The organism is Streptomyces sp. NPDC045431 (assembly GCF_040646655.1).
GTDB lineage: Bacteria > Actinomycetota > Actinomycetes > Streptomycetales > Streptomycetaceae > Streptomyces.
Genome location: NZ_JBEZAQ010000006.1, coordinates 177,748 through 193,622 on the forward strand (window position 1 = coordinate 177,748; position 15,875 = coordinate 193,622).

16 protein-coding genes are annotated in these 15,875 nt (G+C 72.0%); 9 read left to right on the top strand and 7 right to left on the bottom strand.

What is annotated here, in order from left to right:
* Positions 1–130: 130 nt before the first annotated feature.
* Together AB0A69_RS16210 and AB0A69_RS16215 are read right to left on the bottom strand one after the other, a co-directional pair.
* The gene (locus AB0A69_RS16210) at positions 131–733 is read right to left on the bottom strand and encodes a sigma-70 family RNA polymerase sigma factor (RefSeq protein WP_361421232.1); all 603 of its coding nucleotides are present in this window, start codon (positions 731–733) and stop codon (positions 131–133) included.
* A gap of 233 nt (positions 734–966) precedes the next feature.
* Positions 967–1,578 carry a response regulator transcription factor gene (locus AB0A69_RS16215; RefSeq protein ID WP_003948568.1) on the bottom strand — a complete coding sequence of 204 codons (612 nt, stop codon included), beginning with the start codon at positions 1,576–1,578 and terminating at the stop codon, positions 967–969.
* 402 nt (positions 1,579–1,980) lie between these two features.
* Between AB0A69_RS16215 and AB0A69_RS16220 the strand changes: the two genes are divergently transcribed.
* A complete protein-coding gene (locus AB0A69_RS16220; RefSeq protein WP_361421234.1) occupies positions 1,981–2,325 on the top strand; it encodes a WhiB family transcriptional regulator in 345 nt (114 codons plus the stop codon).
* Between the two features lie 123 nt (positions 2,326–2,448).
* Here the strand turns inward: AB0A69_RS16220 and AB0A69_RS16225 are convergent, their stop codons facing one another.
* Entirely contained in the window at positions 2,449–3,342 is an 894-nt protein-coding gene (locus AB0A69_RS16225) for a LysR family transcriptional regulator (RefSeq protein ID WP_361421237.1), read from the bottom strand.
* 81 nt (positions 3,343–3,423) lie between these two features.
* On the opposite strand from AB0A69_RS16225, the gene AB0A69_RS16230 reads away from it, so the two are divergent.
* From AB0A69_RS16230 to AB0A69_RS16260, 7 genes are all read left to right on the top strand, one after another.
* Complete coding sequence (locus AB0A69_RS16230) at positions 3,424–4,116, top strand: MOSC domain-containing protein (RefSeq protein ID WP_361421240.1); 693 nt, start codon at positions 3,424–3,426, stop codon at positions 4,114–4,116.
* Positions 4,113–4,886, top strand: a complete 774-nt coding sequence (locus tag AB0A69_RS16235; protein WP_361421243.1) for an SDR family oxidoreductase — start codon at positions 4,113–4,115, stop codon at positions 4,884–4,886. The genes AB0A69_RS16230 and AB0A69_RS16235 overlap by 4 nt, the downstream gene beginning before the upstream one ends.
* Positions 4,887–5,054: 168 nt before the next feature.
* Positions 5,055–6,218 (top strand): substrate-binding domain-containing protein, encoded by a 1,164-nt coding sequence (locus AB0A69_RS16240; protein WP_361421246.1) that lies wholly within the window; start codon positions 5,055–5,057, stop codon positions 6,216–6,218.
* A 110-nt stretch (positions 6,219–6,328) separates the two neighbouring features.
* Complete coding sequence (locus tag AB0A69_RS16245; RefSeq protein WP_361421249.1) at positions 6,329–7,663, top strand: sugar ABC transporter substrate-binding protein; 1,335 nt, start codon at positions 6,329–6,331, stop codon at positions 7,661–7,663.
* 4 nt (positions 7,664–7,667) lie between these two features.
* Positions 7,668–8,693: a sugar ABC transporter permease gene (locus AB0A69_RS16250; protein ID WP_361421252.1), complete on the top strand. Its 1,026-nt coding sequence runs from the start codon at positions 7,668–7,670 to the stop codon at positions 8,691–8,693.
* Positions 8,690–9,553, top strand: a complete 864-nt coding sequence (locus AB0A69_RS16255) for a carbohydrate ABC transporter permease (protein WP_361421255.1) — start codon at positions 8,690–8,692, stop codon at positions 9,551–9,553. Before AB0A69_RS16250 ends, AB0A69_RS16255 begins: the two co-directional genes overlap by 4 nt.
* 17 nt (positions 9,554–9,570) lie before the next feature.
* A complete protein-coding gene (locus AB0A69_RS16260) occupies positions 9,571–10,599 on the top strand; it encodes a hydroxyacid dehydrogenase (RefSeq protein WP_361421258.1) in 1,029 nt (342 codons plus the stop codon).
* Positions 10,600–10,695: 96 nt separating this feature from the next.
* Here the strand turns inward: AB0A69_RS16260 and groL are convergent, their stop codons facing one another.
* The 3 genes from groL to AB0A69_RS16275 form a co-directional block, all read right to left on the bottom strand.
* Entirely contained in the window at positions 10,696–12,324 is a 1,629-nt protein-coding gene (groL, locus tag AB0A69_RS16265) for a chaperonin GroEL (protein WP_361421261.1), read from the bottom strand.
* Positions 12,325–12,439: 115 nt separating this feature from the next.
* Complete coding sequence (gene groES / locus AB0A69_RS16270) at positions 12,440–12,748, bottom strand: co-chaperone GroES (protein WP_355354073.1); 309 nt, start codon at positions 12,746–12,748, stop codon at positions 12,440–12,442.
* Between the two features lie 231 nt (positions 12,749–12,979).
* Complete coding sequence (locus tag AB0A69_RS16275) at positions 12,980–13,915, bottom strand: polysaccharide deacetylase family protein (protein ID WP_361421265.1); 936 nt, start codon at positions 13,913–13,915, stop codon at positions 12,980–12,982.
* A gap of 109 nt (positions 13,916–14,024) precedes the next feature.
* On the opposite strand from AB0A69_RS16275, the gene AB0A69_RS16280 reads away from it, so the two are divergent.
* Positions 14,025–15,203 carry a class I SAM-dependent methyltransferase gene (locus tag AB0A69_RS16280; protein WP_361421682.1) on the top strand — a complete coding sequence of 393 codons (1,179 nt, stop codon included), beginning with the start codon at positions 14,025–14,027 and terminating at the stop codon, positions 15,201–15,203.
* Positions 15,204–15,209: 6 nt separating this feature from the next.
* Here AB0A69_RS16280 and AB0A69_RS16285 read toward each other — a convergent pair whose 3' ends face one another.
* Positions 15,210–15,854 carry a hypothetical protein gene (locus AB0A69_RS16285; RefSeq protein ID WP_361421268.1) on the bottom strand — a complete coding sequence of 215 codons (645 nt, stop codon included), beginning with the start codon at positions 15,852–15,854 and terminating at the stop codon, positions 15,210–15,212.
* Positions 15,855–15,875 lie beyond the last annotated feature (21 nt).

Here is a 15,875-nt window from a genome sequence, read left to right on the forward strand (position 1 = left end):
GTCTCATTCCACGAGCAAGATCACCCGGAAGGTTTGTACGTTCACACGGACGGACGCGGCCGTACGGGGCCGCTCGGAGCGGCCGCGCGGGGTGCGCGCGGGGGTCGTACGGGCCGTACGGACGGGCCGCTCACTGTTCGGCGAGGGCGCGCAGGCGGCTGAGGGCGCGGTGCTGGGCGACCCGCACGGCGCCCGGGGACATGCCGAGCATCTGGCCGGTCTCCTCGGCGGTGAGGCCGACGGCGACGCGCAGCACCAGCAGCTCGCGCTGGTTCTCCGGGAGGTTGGCGAGAAGCTTCTTGGCCCACTCGGCGTCGTCGCTGAGCAGGGCCCGCTCCTCCGGTCCGAGCGAGTCGTCCGGGCGCTCGGGCATCTCGTCGGACGGTACGGCGGTGGATCCGGGGTGCCGCATCGCGGCCCGCTGCAGGTCGGCCACCTTGTGGCCCGCGATGGCGAAGACGAACGCCTCGAAGGGGCGCCCGGTGTCCTTGTAGCGCGGCAGCGCCATCAGGACGGCGACGCAGACCTCCTGGGCCAGGTCCTCGACGAAGTGGCGCGCGTCACCGGGGAGCCTGCTCAGCCGCGTACGGCAGTACCGCAGGGCCAGGGGGTGGACGTGCGCCAGGAGGTCGTGGGTGGCTTGCTCGTCGCCTTCGACGGCACGGTGGACCAGCGCTCCGATCGCCCCCGCTCCCGCGGACATGGCAGACACCTGCGTCTCGTCATCGCGCATCGGTCCATCGTGCCTTGACGTCTGCCGCTCGGTGGCACCGCGTGCGTACTTGTGCACCGAAGCGTTATGAGCAGGTGCGCCGGACGTCATCTCCTGCGCCCTCCCCTCCCGCTCGATCGACTCGTCCCCGAGGAACTCCACATCTCAAGGATGCGGCATCGAGCCGGAAACAGACATCGGGCCTCCGCCGCCCCGTCCGCCGGGCGGCGGACGGGGATCCGACCGGTCACGTGCTAGCGCACCAGACCCCAGCGGAATCCGAGCGCGACGGCGTGCGCCCGGTCCGAGGCGCCCAGCTTCTTGAACAGCCGCCGGGCGTGGGTCTTGACCGTGTCCTCGGAGAGGAACAGCTCGCGGCCGATCTCGGCGTTGGAGCGGCCGTGGCTCATGCCCTCGAGGACCTGGATCTCGCGCGCGGTGAGCGTGGGCGCGGCGCCCATCTCGGCCGAGCGCAGCCGGCGCGGGGCGAGGCGCCAGGTCGGGTCGGCGAGCGCCTGGGTGACGGTGGCGCGCAGCTCGGCGCGCGAGGCGTCCTTGTGCAGATAGCCCCGGGCACCCGCGGCGACGGCGAGCGCGACGCCGTCGAGGTCCTCGGCGACGGTGAGCATGATGATGCGGGCGCCGGGGTCCGCGGAGAGCAGCCGGCGGACGGTCTCCACGCCGCCCAGACCGGGCATGCGTACGTCCATCAGAATCAGGTCCGAGCGGTCCGCGCCCCAGCGGCGGAGGACTTCCTCGCCGTTGGCCGCGGTCGTCACGCGCTCGACGCCGGGCACGGTGGCGACGGCGCGGCGGAGCGCTTCTCGGGCAAGCGGGGAGTCGTCGCAGACGAGGACGGATGTCATGGCCGTCCTCCGCAGCTGATGCGCGTCACCTTGGGCCTCCAGGCTGGTTACGTATCGTCACCTGTGCGGTTGACGCGCCCGGACGTCTGCCCGAGCGCTTGTTCTCTCAACCGCCTCCGCACTCTCAACGACGGTCACTCGAAAGAGTTACGGGTCCGCCCTCCCCCTTCGGCACTCTACGTGAGTGAGCGCGTACGGAGCAGAGCGACGCAGGTCACCGTTGCTTCACCCAGAGCTATGCCCCATTTAGCGGCTTTTCCTTCACTTTGTCGGTGTCTGTAGCTAGATTCGCAATGAGTCATATTTACATCTACTTAGACAGTAGTTGTACGGTCGTGGCTGTATCAGCCCAGGCATCAGCCCAGCTATCCGCTCAGCACCGGTTTCAAGGGGACATGCGCTATGGCAGATTTCTCCCGCCTTCCCGGACCCAACGCCGACCTGTGGGACTGGCAGCTCCTCGCGGCCTGCCGGGGGGTCGACAGTTCGCTCTTCTTCCACCCGGAGGGGGAGCGCGGCGCGGCGCGGAGTGCGCGCGAGAACTCGGCGAAAGAGGTCTGCATGCGGTGCCCGGTCCGCGCGGAGTGCGCGGCCCACGCGCTGGCCGTGCGGGAGCCCTACGGCGTATGGGGCGGCCTCACCGAGGACGAGCGCGAGGAGCTCATGGGGCGGGCCCGCAATCGTCTGGTCACGACGTCGGCGGCAGGGGGCCCGGGAGCATCGGCGGGATCGGCGGCACGCAGCTGAAGGAACGTTTCTTCACCAGGTCTTCACCCGACAGGACTCAGGGCGGCCCAACGGGGCCGCCCTTCTGAATGTTCAGGCCCTTCCGATGTCCGGGCCCTTCCGGTGTTCAGGCCCTTCAGGTGTTCAGGTCCGGGCCGCCGTGCGCGCCAGGTGGTCGAGGGTGGCCGCGACGGCCGGGACGTTGGCCAGGTCCGGCAGGGTGAGGGCGACGATCTCCCGCTCCAGGGCGGGTTCCACGGCGACCGTGCGGGCGCCCCGGGGGCGTACGGACTCGATGGCCAGCTCCGGCAGTACGGCGACGCCCAGGCCGGCGCCGACCAGGCCCACCACCGCCGGGTAGTCGTCGGTCGCGAAGTCGATGCGCGGGGTGAAACCGGCGCTCTCGCACACGCTGACCAGCTGGCGGCGGCAGCGTGGGCAGCCGGCGATCCAGGACTCGTCGGCCAGGTCACCGATGGAGACGGAACCGGCGTCCGCGAGGCGGTGCCCCTCGGGGACCAGGCCGACCAGGCGGTCGGCGAGCAGGGGCCGGACGACCAGGTCGTCCCACTCCGCGACGGCCGGGCGGTAGCGGAAGGCGAGGGCCACGTCGCAGTCGCCCTCGCGGAGCATCTCCACCGAGCGCGGCGGCTCGGCCTCGACCAGGGAGACGCGGGTGCCGGGGTGGGCGGCGCGCAGGGCGGCGAGGGCGCCGGGCACCAGGCTGGAGCTGCCGCTGGGGAAGGACACCAGCCGGACCCGGCCCGCCCGCAGGCCCGCGATGGCGGCGATCTCCTCCTCCGCGGCGGTGAGCCCGGCGAGGATGCCGGAGGCATGGCGTACGAGCGCCTCGCCGGCCTGGGTGAGGCGCATCTCGCGGCCCGTGCGGATCAGCAGCGGGGTACCCGCGGACGCTTCGAGCGCCTTCATCTGCTGGCTCACGGCGGGCTGCGTACAGCCCAGTTCGCGGGCGGCCGCGGAGAAGGAGCCGGTGGCGGCCACGGCACGCAGGACGCGGAGATGGCGGGCTTCGATCACCCTTCGAATATAAGACTTGCTTGGGTGTTCAGCGAAATATCCATTGGTCACTTTGGGTCACGCGGGCTAGCCTGCCGGGCCATGAGGATTCTGACCGTGAACGTGGGGCGGCCGAAGGCCGTCGAGTACACCGACGCGCCGAGCGGCACCACCGGGATCGACAAGCGGCCCGCCGAGGGCGCGGTGCGGGTGGCGGAACCCGGCCCCAGGGGCGAGGGCGCGAGCGGCGTGGCCGGGGACGCGGTGTGCGACCTGCGCCACCACGGCGGTACGCACCAGGCGGTGTACGCGTACGCGCGCGAGGACCTCGACCACTGGGAGGAGGCGCTGGGCCGGCCCATAGCCAACGGCGCGTTCGGCGAGAACCTGACCACGTCGGGCCTCGACGTGAACGGCGCGCGGATCGGGGAGCGCTGGCGGATCGGTTCCGAGCTCGTCCTGGAGGTGGCGTCGGCGCGGATCCCGTGCCGTACGTTCGCGAGCTGGCTGGAGGAGAAGGGCTGGGTCAAGCGGTTCACGGAGCAGGGGGCTCCGGGCGCGTACCTCCGGGTCGTCGAGCCGGGCGAGATCCGGGCCGGCGACCCGGTGGAGGTGGTGCACCGGCCGGACCACGACGTCACCGTGGCGCTCGCCTTCCAGGCCTTCACCGTGCGGCGCGAGTTGCTGCCGGGGGTGCTGGCGGCGGGGGACGCGCTCGACCCGGAGCTCCGCGAGACGGCACTCAAGTACGCGCGTACGAACGCTTCACCGACGGGCACTAACGTGCCCGTATGACGACTGCACTGATTACGGGCGCGACGGCGGGAATCGGGGCCGCCTTCGCGCGGCGGCTGGCGGCGGAGGGCCGCGACGTGGTGCTGGTGGCGCGCGATGTGAAGCGGCTTCGGGAGCAGGCGACCGAGCTGCACGACCGCCACGGTGTCGAGGCGGAGGTACTGGCCGCGGACCTGTCGCGGGAGGAGGGCATCGCGGCCGTGGAGGCGCGGCTCTCCGACCCGAAGCGGCCGGTGGACCTACTGGTCAACAACGCCGGGTTCGGCAACAAGGGCCGGTTCCTCGAAGTGTCCATGGCGGACGAGCTGAAGATGCTCACGGTCCACTGCGAGGCGGTGCTCCGCCTCACGGCGGCGGCGACCCGGTCGATGCGCGAGCGTGGCCGGGGCGGTGTGGTGAACGTCGCGTCGGTGGCCGCGTTCGTGCCGCGGGGCACGTACGGGGCGTCGAAGGCGTGGGTCGTGCAGTTCACCCAGGGAGCGGCGCGCGATCTGGCGGGCAGCGGGGTGCGGCTGATGGCGCTGTGCCCGGGGTTCGTACGGACGGAGTTCCACGAGCGGGCCGGGATGGGGACGGACAACATCCCCGGCTGGATGTGGCTGGACGCCGACAAGCTGGTCCGGGAGGCGCTGGCCGACCTGGCGCGCGGCAAGACGGTGTCGATCCCCGATCCGCGGTACAAGGCGCTGATGGGCGTGGTGAAGCTGGCGCCGCGCGGACTGCTCGGTGGCTTCAGCTCGCGGGCGGGCCGCAAGTACGGGCCGCGGTAGCCGCGACGTGGCCGGCGATCGGATCTCGACGGATGCCGACGGATGCCGTCGGATGCCGTCGGATGCCGTCGGATGCCGTCGGATCCGATCGAATGATCGGAACTTCTCGGGTTTCGATCAACTGGACTAGGGTCTGAAGAGCCACCACACCTCAAGGGGGACTTCCGCGTGCGCGAGAGTGCTGTCGAACGTCATGACCGGCTGCTGGCCCTGGTCCGGGAGCGGGGCACGGCCCGGGTGTCGGAGCTGGCCGCGCAGCTGGGCGTCTCCCCCGTCACGGCGCGCCGGGACGTGGAGGCGCTGGCGGCCCGGGGGCTGCTGGACCGGATGCACGGCCAGGTCTCCTGGCCCGAGCGGCCGTCCGGCGCCGAGGGGCCGGGGCAGGACGGCGGCCCGGTGCTGGGGCTGCTCGCGCCGTCCGCGACGTACTACTTCGCGGAGATCATCCGCGGGGCGCGCGAGGCGGCGGCCGCGGCCGGGGCGCGGCTGATCCTGCGCATCTCGGACTACCGGCCGGAGGACGACCGGGCGCGTACCGAGGGCCTGCTGGCGGCCGGCGCCGAGGGGCTGCTGGTCGCGCCGGGCTGGCGGGCGCCGGGCGACCAGGCCGCGCACAGCGACTGGATCGCCGAGCTGCCCGTCCCGGCGGTGCTGCTGGAGCGGCGGGCCACGCCGGGCTCGCCGCTGGACGCCCTGGACCGGGTGTCGTCGGACCACCGGCACGGGGTGGTCCTCGCCGTGCGCCACCTGGTCGGGCTCGGCCATGGGGCGCCGCTGCTGGTGGCCCGGGCGGACAGCCCGACCGCGCTCGCGGTGCGCGCCGGGTACGCGGAGGCGCTGGGCGCGCTGGGCCTGACCGGGCCGGGCCCGGTGATCGACTCCGTACCGGCGGAGCTGGACCCGGAGGGGTTCGAGGAGGCGGTGCGGGCGCTGTCGGCGGCGGTGGCGTCGGGCGCGGCCACGGCGGCGCTGGTGCACAACGACGTGGACGCCATCCAGATGGTGCAGCGCCTCGCCGAGCTGGGCGTACGGGTGCCGCAGGACCTGGCGCTGATCGCGTACGACGACGAGGTGGCGGCGCTCGCCGATACGCCGCTGACGGCCGTGGCGCCGCCGAAGCGGCACGTGGGGCGGCTCGCCACCGAGCTGCTGCTGGAGCGGCTCGCGGAGGCGGGAGCCGGAGCCGGAGCGGCGGCGGGAGCCGGGGCCGGAGCGGGGGCCGGGACCGCCGACCGGGAGGAGCCGCGCCGGCATGTGACGCTGCTGCCGAGGCTGCGCGTACGGGCCTCGTGCGGCGCTTCCTCGGGTGCTGCGGATCCGAAACCGATCTGATCTTTTTTCGATCAAACAATCTTTCGCTCTTGACTTCGCTCATGAGGGGCTCAAGTATCTCGGCCACGAGGTCCGTTCCTGTCGCCCTTCGTACGAAGCTGGAGCCCGCCATGCGCCGCAGCCGGAGAACGTCCGCCGCCATAGCCCTCACCGCCACCGTCACCGCGTTCGCCGTCCTCACGGCGTGCGGCGGCGGTGACGGTGGCGGTGACGACGCGTCAGCCCCGGGGGCCGACGGCAAGCCCGTGACCCTCACCTTCTGGGGCTGGGCCAAGGGGTCGAAGGAGGTCGTCGACGCGTTCAACGCCTCGCACACGGACATCAAGGTGAGGTTCGAGGAGATCCCCGCCGGCAACGCGGGCGGCTACGCCAAGATCTCCAACGCGGTGAAGGCGGGCAACGCCCCCGACCTGGTCTCCATCGAGTACCCCTCGCTCCCCGAGTTCGTCAGCCAGGGTTCGCTCCAGGACATCGGCGCCCACTTCTCCGAGGAGGAGAAGAAGAAGCTGCTGCCGCAGGCCGTCCAGCTCACGACCCTCGGCGGCAAGACCTGGGCCGTGCCCTTCGACGCCGCGCCGCAGGCCTTCTACTACCGCAAGGACCTCTTCGCGAAGTACGGCGTCGCCGTCCCCCGCACGTGGGACGAGTTCAAGGCGGCGGCCGAGAAGGTCAAGAAGGCCGACGCCAAGGCCAGGATCGCCACCTTCTTCCCCGACGACCCGACCACCTTCGAGGCGATGGCCTGGCAGGCCGGCGCCCAGTGGTTCAAGGCCGAGGGCGACACCTGGAAGATCGAAACCGGCGACGCGGCCACCAACAAGGTCACCGCCTACTGGCAGGGGCTCCTCGACGCCGACCTCGTCCACAACGACGCGTCGTTCACCCCCAAGTGGACCGGCTCCCTGAAGAACGGCACCACCCTCGGCTACCTCGGCGCCTCCTGGGGCGCGGGCGTCCTCAAGGGCACGCTGCCCGAACAGAGCGGCAAGTGGGCCGTCGCCCCGATGCCCAGCTGGGACGGCAAGCCCGCCAGCGGCATGCTCGGCGGCTCGACCTTCGCCGTGACCAAGGACAGCAAGAAGACCGAGGCGGCGGTCGAGTTCGCGAAGTGGATGGCCACCACCGAGGAGGGCGTCACGGCCCGGATCTCCTCCGGCACCTCCAGCGCCTTCCCGGCCGCCACCGCCCTGCGCCCGGTCGCCAAGCGCTCCTTCGACGCCGGTTTCTACGGCGGCCAGGACATCTACCGGCTGTTCGAGCAGGCGGGAGCCTCCATCAACCCGCACTGGGCCTGGGGTCCGGCCACCGGCACCACCAACACCGCCATCAAGGACCGGTTCGGCAAGGTCGCGAGCGGCGGCGTCACCCTCGCCGAGGCCGTGAAGGCCGGGCACGACGCGACCGTCGCCGAGCTGACCAAGCGCGGCCTGAAGGTCGAGGGCTGAACCGATGAAGGCCCGTGTCGCGCGCGCCGCCGGAACAGGAGTCGCCCGCGTCCATGCCGATGCCGGTGCCGGAGCCGGAGCCCGTGCCGGAGCCGGAGCCGGAGCCGGAGCCCGTGCCGGATCCCGTACCCGTGCCGGTGCCGGTGCGCGCAACCGTGCCGCAGCCGTCCTCCTGGCCCCCTTCTTCGCGCTGTTCACCGCCGTGATGGTGGTGCCGGTCGGATACGCGGTCTGGCTCAGCCTGTTCAGCGAGAAGCAGTCGGGGCTGGGCTTCGGCGGCACCGAGACCGTCTTCACCGGACTCGACAACTACGCGGCCGCGCTCGCGGACCGGGCCTTCCTCGAGGGCTTCGGCGTCCTGCTCGGATACTGCCTGTTCTACATCCCGCTGCTGCTCGCCGGGGCCCTCACCCTCGCCCTGCTGCTCGACTCGGCGCTCGCCCGCGCCCGCCGCTTCTTCCAGCTCGCGCTCTTCCTGCCGCACGCCGTGCCCGGCATCATCGCCGCGCTGATCTGGGTCTACCTCTACACGCCCCAGCTCAGCCCGGTCGTGAAGGCCATGGAGTCCGGCGGGATCGGCTTCGACTTCTTCTCCCCCGAAGGCGCCCTCCCCTCCGTCGTCAACATCGCGCTGTGGGAATGGCTCGGCTACAACATGGTGATCTTCTACGCGGCCCTCCAAGCCATCGACCGCTCCGTCCTCGAAGCGGCGACGGTCGACGGCGCCGGTGCCTGGCGCATCGCGTTCGGCATCAAACTCCCGCTGATCCGCGCGTCGCTGACGATGGTCGCGCTCTTCACCCTCATCGGCTCGCTCCAGCTGTTCACCGAGCCGCTGATCCTCAACAAGGGCACGGGCTCCGCCGTCACCTCCTCCTGGACGCCCAACATGTACGCGTACTCCGCGGCCTTCGACCGCAACGACTACGGGCTCGCCGCCGCCGCCTCCGTACTCCTCGCGCTCACCGCCGCGCTGCTGTCCTTCGCCGTCACCCGCCTCACCGGCCGCCGCCAGGAGAAGCACGCATGAGCGCGACCGCCCGCCCCGGGCCGCCCAGCCGCTGGCTGTCCCGCACCGCCGTCAACGGCGTCCTGCTGCTGTCCACCGCCTACATGCTCTTCCCCCTCGTCTGGCTGGTCACGGCCGCCACCAAGGACGCGGGCGGGCTGCTCGGCGGGGACGCCCTCTCCTTCGAGGGCTTCGACCTGTCCGGCAACCTGACCCGGCTCGCCGAGTACGGCGACGGCGTGTACTTCCGCTGGTACCTCAACAGCCTGCTGTACGCGGGCGGCGGCGCCCTCGTCTGCTCGCTGATCTGCGTCGCCGCCGGCTACGCCTTCGACAAGTACGACTTCCGGGGCAAGGAGAAGCTCTTCGGCACCGTCCTGCTGGGCGTGCTCGTCCCCACCACCGCGCTCGCCCTGCCCATGTACCTGCTCGCCAGCAGCACCGGCATCGTCAACACCTACTGGGCCGTGCTGATCCCGGTCCTGGTCAACCCCTTCGGCGTCTACCTCTCCCGCGTCTTCAGCGCCGGCTACATCCCCGGCGAGGCGCTGGAGGCCGCCCGTATCGACGGGGCGGGCGAGCTGCGCACCTTCTGGTCCATCGGGCTGCGCATGGTGATGCCGGGCTTCGTGACCGTCTTCCTCTTCCAGTTCACGGCCATCTGGAACAACTTCTTCCTCCCCCTGGTGATGCTCTCGGACCAGAAGCTCTTCCCGCTGAGCCTCGGCCTGTACGCATGGAACAGCAACGCCCACGCCGAACCGGACTTCTACCCCCTCGTCGTCACCGGCTCCCTGCTCGCCGTCGTCCCCCTGGTCGTTGCGTTCGTCTCCCTCCAACGCCACTGGAAAGCCGGCCTGACCGCCGGCAGCGTCAAGTGAGGAGCTCGGTTTCCACCATGCACCACGCCACCGACAACCGGCCGACGGTCCTCCTGGCGATGGGCCCCGGCATCGCGGACCGCCTGTTCACCGACGCGCACCGCGCCCGTCTCGCCGCCCTGTCGCGTACCGACCCGCACCTCGTCGCCCACGACCTGACCGATCCCACCCCCCGTGTCGCGGCCGCCCTCGCCGAGGCCGAGGTCCTCTTCACGTGCTGGGGCGCCACCCCGCTGACGGCCGCCGTCCTCGACCGGGCCCCGCGCCTGCGCGCCGTCGTCCACGCCGCCGGGTCGGTCAAGCACCACGTCACCGGGGCCTGCTGGGCGCGCGGCATCACCGTCACCTCGGCGGCCGCGGCCAACGCGCTGCCCGTCGCCGAGTACACGCTCGCCGCGATCCTCCTCGCCGGCAAGCACGTCCTGCCCTCGGCCCGGCGGTACGCGCAGCTGCGCGCCGCGCACGACTGGCACGAGGAGCTCGCCGCCGCCGGCAACTACCGCCGTACCGTCGGCATCGTCGGCGCCTCGCGCATCGGCCGCCGCGTGATCGAGCTGCTGCGCCCCTTCGACCTGCGGGTCCTGCTGTACGACCCGTACGTGGACGCCGCCGGGGCGGCGGCGCTCGGCGTGGAGCCGGTGACCCTGGACGAGTTGTGCGCCCGCGCGTCGGTCGTCTCCGTCCACGCGCCGCAGCTGCCGTCGACGTACCGGATGATCGGGCCGCGCCAGCTGGCGGCGATGCCGGACGGGGCGACGCTGGTCAACACCTCGCGCGGCTCGCTCGTCGACGAGGAGGCCCTCCTCGCGCACCTGCGCTCCGGTCGTCTGCACGCCGTCCTGGACGTGACGGACCCGGAGCTGCCGCCGCCGGACTCGCCGCTGTACGAGTTGCCGAACGTGCTGCTCACGCCGCACGTGGCCGGTTCGCTCGGCAACGAGCTGCACCGGATGGCGGACCAGGCGCTGGACGAGCTGGAGCGGTACGCGGCGGGCGTGCCGTTCGCCGACCCCGTGCGGCCCTCGCAGCTGACCAGGTCGGCGTAGCCGCCCGGAGCAGCACCGAGGCCCGGTGCCCCCGCGACGGGGGCACCGGGCCTCTGGCGTAACGCGTACTACCGCGTACTACTGCGTCGGGTGACGTCAGTGGGCGTGGCCGTGGCTGTGGCCGTGGCCCGCGTCCGCCGGCTCCTCTTCCTTCTTCTCGACCACGAGCGTCTCGGTGGTCAGCAGGAGGGAGGCGATCGACGCGGCGTTCTCCAGCGCGGAGCGCGTGACCTTGACCGGGTCGATGACGCCGGCCTTCACCAGGTCGCCGTACTCGCCGGTGGCGGCGTTGAAGCCCTGGCCCTTGTCGAGCTCCGCCACCTTCGAGGTGATGACGTAGCCCTCGAGGCCCGCGTTCTCGGCGATCCAGCGCAGCGGCTCGACCGCGGCGCGGCGGACGACCGCGACACCGGTGGCCTCGTCGCCGGTCTTGCCGAGGTTGCCCTCGAGCACCTTGACGGCGTGGACCAGCGCGGAGCCACCACCGGAGACGATGCCCTCCTCGACCGCGGCGCGGGTCGCGGAGATGGCGTCCTCCAGACGGTGCTTGCGCTCCTTCAGCTCCACCTCGGTGGCGGCGCCGACGCGGATCACGCACACGCCGCCGGCCAGCTTCGCGAGGCGCTCCTGGAGCTTCTCGCGGTCCCAGTCGGAGTCGGTGGACTCGATCTCGCCCTTGATCTGCGCCACGCGGCCGGTGACGTCCTCGGACTTGCCGCCACCGTCGACGATGGTGGTGTCGTCCTTGGTGACCGTCACGCGACGGGCGGTGCCGAGCACGTCCAGGCCGACCTGGTCGAGCTTGAGGCCGACCTCCTCGGCGACGACGGTGGCACCGGTGAGGGCGGCCATGTCGCCGAGCATCGCCTTGCGGCGGTCGCCGAAGCCGGGGGCCTTGACCGCGACCGCGTTGAAGGTGCCGCGGATCTTGTTGACGACCAGGGTGGACAGGGCCTCGCCCTCGACGTCCTCGGCGATGATCAGCAGCGGCTTGGAGGAGCCGGCCTGGATGATCTTCTCGAGGAGCGGGAGCAGGTCGGCGATCGCGGAGATCTTGCCCTGGTGGATCAGGATGTACGGGTCGTCGAGGACGGCCTCCATACGCTCCTGGTCGGTCACCATGTACGGGGACAGGTAGCCCTTGTCGAAGGCCATGCCCTCGGTGAAGTCGAGCTCCAGGCCGAAGGTGTTGGACTCCTCGACGGTGATGACACCGTCCTTGCCGACCTTGTCCATCGCCTCGGCGATGAGCTCGCCGACCTGCTGGTCCTGCGCGGAGAGCGCGGCCACGGCGGCGATGTCGGCCTTGTCGTCGATCGGGCGCGCGGTGGCGAGCAGCTCGTCGGAGACGGCCTTGACCGCGGCGTCGATGCCCTTCTTCAGGGCGGCCGGGGAGGCGCCGGCGGCGACGTTGCGCAGGCCCTCGCGGACCAGCGCCTGGGCCAGCACGGTGGCGGTGGTGGTGCCGTCACCAGCGATGTCGTTGGTCTTGGTGGCCACCTCCTTCACCAGCTGGGCGCCGAGGTTCTCGTACGGGTCGTCGAGCTCGACCTCGCGGGCGATCGTCACACCGTCGTTGGTGATGGTGGGCGCGCCGAACTTCTTGTCGATGACGACGTTGCGGCCCTTGGGGCCGATGGTCACCTTGACGGTGTCGGCGAGCTTGTTGACACCGCGCTCGAGGGCGCGACGGGCGTCCTCGTCGAACTTCAGGATCTTCGCCATGGGGCTGAGTCAGTCCTCTCGAACGAACCGCGCCCCTCGACGCCCGGCGCTGTGGAGAGCGGGGCGGCCAGGGGCGCAGCTCAAAGCATCTCTGCTTCGGGAAAAGCGGGGTGAATTACTTCTCGACGATCGCGAGCACGTCGCGGGCCGAGAGGACGAGGTACTCCTCGTTGTTGTACTTCACCTCGGTGCCGCCGTACTTGCTGTACAGCACGATGTCGCCGGTCTTGACGTCGAGCGGCAGGCGCTCGCCGTTCTCGAAGCGGCCCGGGCCCACGGCGAGGACGACGCCCTCCTGGGGCTTCTCCTTCGCAGTGTCCGGGATGACCAGGCCAGAGGCCGTGGTCTGCTCGGCGTCGAGCGGCTGGACCACGACACGGTCCTCGAGCGGCTTGATGGCAACCTTGGAGCTGGTGGTCGTCACGATCCGACCTCCCCCTTCGGAGATCTCACGGGGTTAACTGTCTGAGGTGGCGACCAGGTGGATCCGTCGTCGCGGGTGCCGGACCTGCCCGTCGCTGTGTTGGCACTCTCCGGTGGGGAGTGCCAGAGCCGAGACTATGACCGCGATTAGCACTCGGTCAAGCGGAGTGCCAATTCACGACGGCGCGGCGTGTTCTCGCCGCCCTCGGCGGGGTCCTCCGCGACGGGGTCCTCAGACGTAGTCCTCGAGCTTCGCGACGGCGTAGCCCTTCGCCGTCACGACGTTCATGACGTACCGGATCATGTCCGCCATGCTGCCCTTCCAGTCCTCCCGGCCCCGGAAGTGCGTGAGGATGATGTCGCCGGGGTGCAGGTCCCGGTCCCACTCGCGCCACTCCATGTGGTCGGGGAACGCCTCGGCCGCCCACAGCGGTACGGCCTTGACGCCGCAGGACCGGGCGGCGCGCAGCGTGTCGCCGTTGTAGTTGCCGTACGGCGGGCGGAAGAGCGGCGGGCGCGTGCCGTAGCGCTTCTCGATGACGTCCTGCTGGCCGCAGATCTCGCGCTTCTGCTCCGCGTAGGAGAGGGCGGGCATGTAGCGGTGGTTGAGGGTGTGGTTGTGCAGGGCGACACCGGTGCGCTGCATCTTCTTGAAGTAGCCGTAGTCCTCCCTGATGAGGTAGTCGCTGAGGAACGCGCTGTAGGGGATGTCGAGTTCGTCCATCATCCGCACCAGCTCGGGGTCCTTCTCGGCGCCGTCGTCGATGGTGAGGAAGACGATCCGCTCCTTGGTGGGGACGGTCGTGAAGACGGGCGGCAGGGTGGGGTCGCCCACGCCGAAGCCCTTACGGAAGGTGATCTTCGGTTTCTCGGCGGCCGTGGGCGGCGGGGGCGCGGCCAGCGGCGTGAGCTTCAGCCCCCACTTGCGGGCGGCGACGGCGCGGGCGGCCTGCGCGCGCTTGACCCTCTCGACGTACGCGGCCAGCGCGCCGGCCGGTCCGGCGGCCGCGGCCCCGCCGCCCTGGCGCGGCTCGGGCTGTCCGCCGGCGGGGGCGACGTCCTCCCGTCCGGAGGCGGGGTCACCGCAGGCGGCGAGTGCGGCGAGGAGGAGAGCGGCGAGCACGGCGGCGGCGCGCCGGGGCCACCACCCCCTCGCGACCGACGGCATTTGTTCCGTTTGTCGTACTAGCTGCATGGCGCCGCATCCTGTCAGCGCCGCGCCCCGCCGCCCGGGCGACACCGCCGCCCCGCGCGCACCATCGCCCACCTGGCCCACAATGGGGCGGGTGACCGATCTCGCCGCCTTCTCCGCGCTCCTCACCGACGAGGGCCAGCTCCTGCTGGCCGCCCTGCGCGACTACGACCCGTCCCAGGAACTCGCCGTCGCCTCCCGGCTGCGCCGGGACCACCCGGCCGAGCTGGTCACGGCGGCGATCGGACAGGCCCGGCTGCGGCAGCGGGCGGTGGCGAAGTTCGGCGCGGAGGACGCGTACCGGATGTACTTCACGCCCAACGGCGTCGAGCAGTCGACCCGGGCCTCCGTCGGCGCCTACCGCGCGGCGCGCTTCAAGGAGCTGGGCGTACGCGGCGTCGCGGACCTCTGCTGCGGCATCGGCGGCGACGCCATCGCGCTGGCCCGCGCGGGGATCCGGGTCCTGGCCGTGGACCGGGACCCGCTGACCGCCGGGGCCGCCCGCGCGAACGCCGAGGCGCTGGGCCTGGCCGACCTGATCGAGGTGCGCTGCGAGGACGTCACGGAGGTCGACACCTCCGGGTACGACGCGGTCTTCGTGGACCCGGCCCGGCGCGGTGGCCGGGGCCGCGTGTTCGACCCCGAGGCGTACTCGCCGCCGCTGTCCTGGGCCGTCGGCACGGCGCTCGGGGCGCCGCACGCCGCGCTGAAGATCGCCCCCGGCATCCCGCACGAGACGGTGCCGCCGGAGGCCGAGGCCGAGTGGATCTCCGACGGCGGCGACGTGAAGGAGGCCGTCCTCTGGTTCGGCACCCGCCCCGGCGCGGTCACCGCCACGCTGCTCCCGGGCCCGCACACCCTCGACGGCCGCGGCCTGCCCAACCCGCCGGTCCGCGAGGTCGGCCGTTTCCTGTACGAGCCCGACGGCGCGGTCATCCGCGCCCACCTGGTCGCCGAGGTCGCCGAGGAGCTCGGCGGCGGGCTGCTCGACGAGACGATCGCCTACATCACGGCGGACGAGCTGCGCCCGACGCCGTACGCCACCGCGTACGAGATCACCGACCGGATCCCCTTCAACGTCAAGAAGCTCAAGTCCCTCATGCGGGAGCGGGAAGTGGGCCATCTGACGGTCAAGAAGCGCGGCTCCGCGGTCGAACCGGAAGAGCTCCGCCGCAAGCTGAAGCCGAAGGGCCCGAACGCGGCGACGGTCTTCCTGACCCGGGTGGCGGGGGCGCCCACGATGCTGATCGGACGCCCGGCGTAAGGGGCTTCACCGCACGGCCTGCGGGCGGCGCGCCCCCAGGCGTACCGCCCAGCGGTAGTGGCCCACCGCCTTGGTCACGGCGATCAGCCCGTGGACCCACAGGATGAGGCCGACGCCCATGAGGGCGGCGACCTCGGCGTACGTCGTGGAGCCGGGGCGGGCGGAGGCGGGGACCGCGAAGCAGAGCCAGAGGCCCGACGCGCACAGTGCGAAGGAGAGCAGGAACCAGATCAGGCCGAGCACCGGCACCCGGAAGGCGGCGTCGCGCGGCGGGTCGCTGTCGAGGGACGCCCACTGGGCGAGCAGTTCGCGCGCCACGCGGTCACGGCGGACGGCGAAGGCCACGGCGAACACGGCCGGGATCACGACGGCGAGGCCCAGGCAGACGCCGAGGGCGCCCGCCATCGCCATGAGCGGGTCCACCAGGCCGTCCTCCAGCGACATCAGCGCTCCGCCGACGGCCAGCCAGCCCGCCTGCAGGCCCGCCAGCGTCAGCAGGAACAGCACCAGCCGCCGCCCGCCCATGATGCGCCAGGTCAGCTCTCCCATGGCCCGGTTCCGGTCGGCGAGCAGCGCCGCACGGTCCGGCCAGGTGCGCAGGTGCGGGGGCGGCGGGGGCGGGGGCGGGGGCAGGAGGCGACGGGGAGACATGCTCCGAGGCTAGCGACCGTG

Bases quoted from the DNA above. Each gene is read 5' to 3' on its own strand.
- AB0A69_RS16230 (WP_361421240.1), top strand. From the start codon at position 3,424: ATGAGGATTCTGACCGTGAACGTGGGGCGGCCGAAGGCCGTCGAGTAC.
- AB0A69_RS16280 (WP_361421682.1), top strand. From the start codon at position 14,025: ATGGGGCGGGTGACCGATCTCGCCGCCTTCTCCGCGCTCCTCACCGAC.
- AB0A69_RS16220 (WP_361421234.1), top strand. From the start codon at position 1,981: ATGGCAGATTTCTCCCGCCTTCCCGGACCCAACGCCGACCTGTGGGAC.
- AB0A69_RS16215 (WP_003948568.1), bottom strand. From the start codon at position 1,578: ATGACATCCGTCCTCGTCTGCGACGACTCCCCGCTTGCCCGAGAAGCG.
- AB0A69_RS16245 (WP_361421249.1), top strand. From the start codon at position 6,329: ATGCGCCGCAGCCGGAGAACGTCCGCCGCCATAGCCCTCACCGCCACC.
- AB0A69_RS16210 (WP_361421232.1), bottom strand. From the start codon at position 733: ATGCGCGATGACGAGACGCAGGTGTCTGCCATGTCCGCGGGAGCGGGG.
- AB0A69_RS16285 (WP_361421268.1), bottom strand. From the start codon at position 15,854: ATGTCTCCCCGTCGCCTCCTGCCCCCGCCCCCGCCCCCGCCGCCCCCG.
- AB0A69_RS16275 (WP_361421265.1), bottom strand. From the start codon at position 13,915: ATGCCGTCGGTCGCGAGGGGGTGGTGGCCCCGGCGCGCCGCCGCCGTG.
- AB0A69_RS16260 (WP_361421258.1), top strand. From the start codon at position 9,571: ATGCACCACGCCACCGACAACCGGCCGACGGTCCTCCTGGCGATGGGC.
- AB0A69_RS16235 (WP_361421243.1), top strand. From the start codon at position 4,113: ATGACGACTGCACTGATTACGGGCGCGACGGCGGGAATCGGGGCCGCC.
- AB0A69_RS16250 (WP_361421252.1), top strand. From the start codon at position 7,668: ATGAAGGCCCGTGTCGCGCGCGCCGCCGGAACAGGAGTCGCCCGCGTC.
- groL (WP_361421261.1), bottom strand. From the start codon at position 12,324: ATGGCGAAGATCCTGAAGTTCGACGAGGACGCCCGTCGCGCCCTCGAG.
- AB0A69_RS16255 (WP_361421255.1), top strand. From the start codon at position 8,690: ATGAGCGCGACCGCCCGCCCCGGGCCGCCCAGCCGCTGGCTGTCCCGC.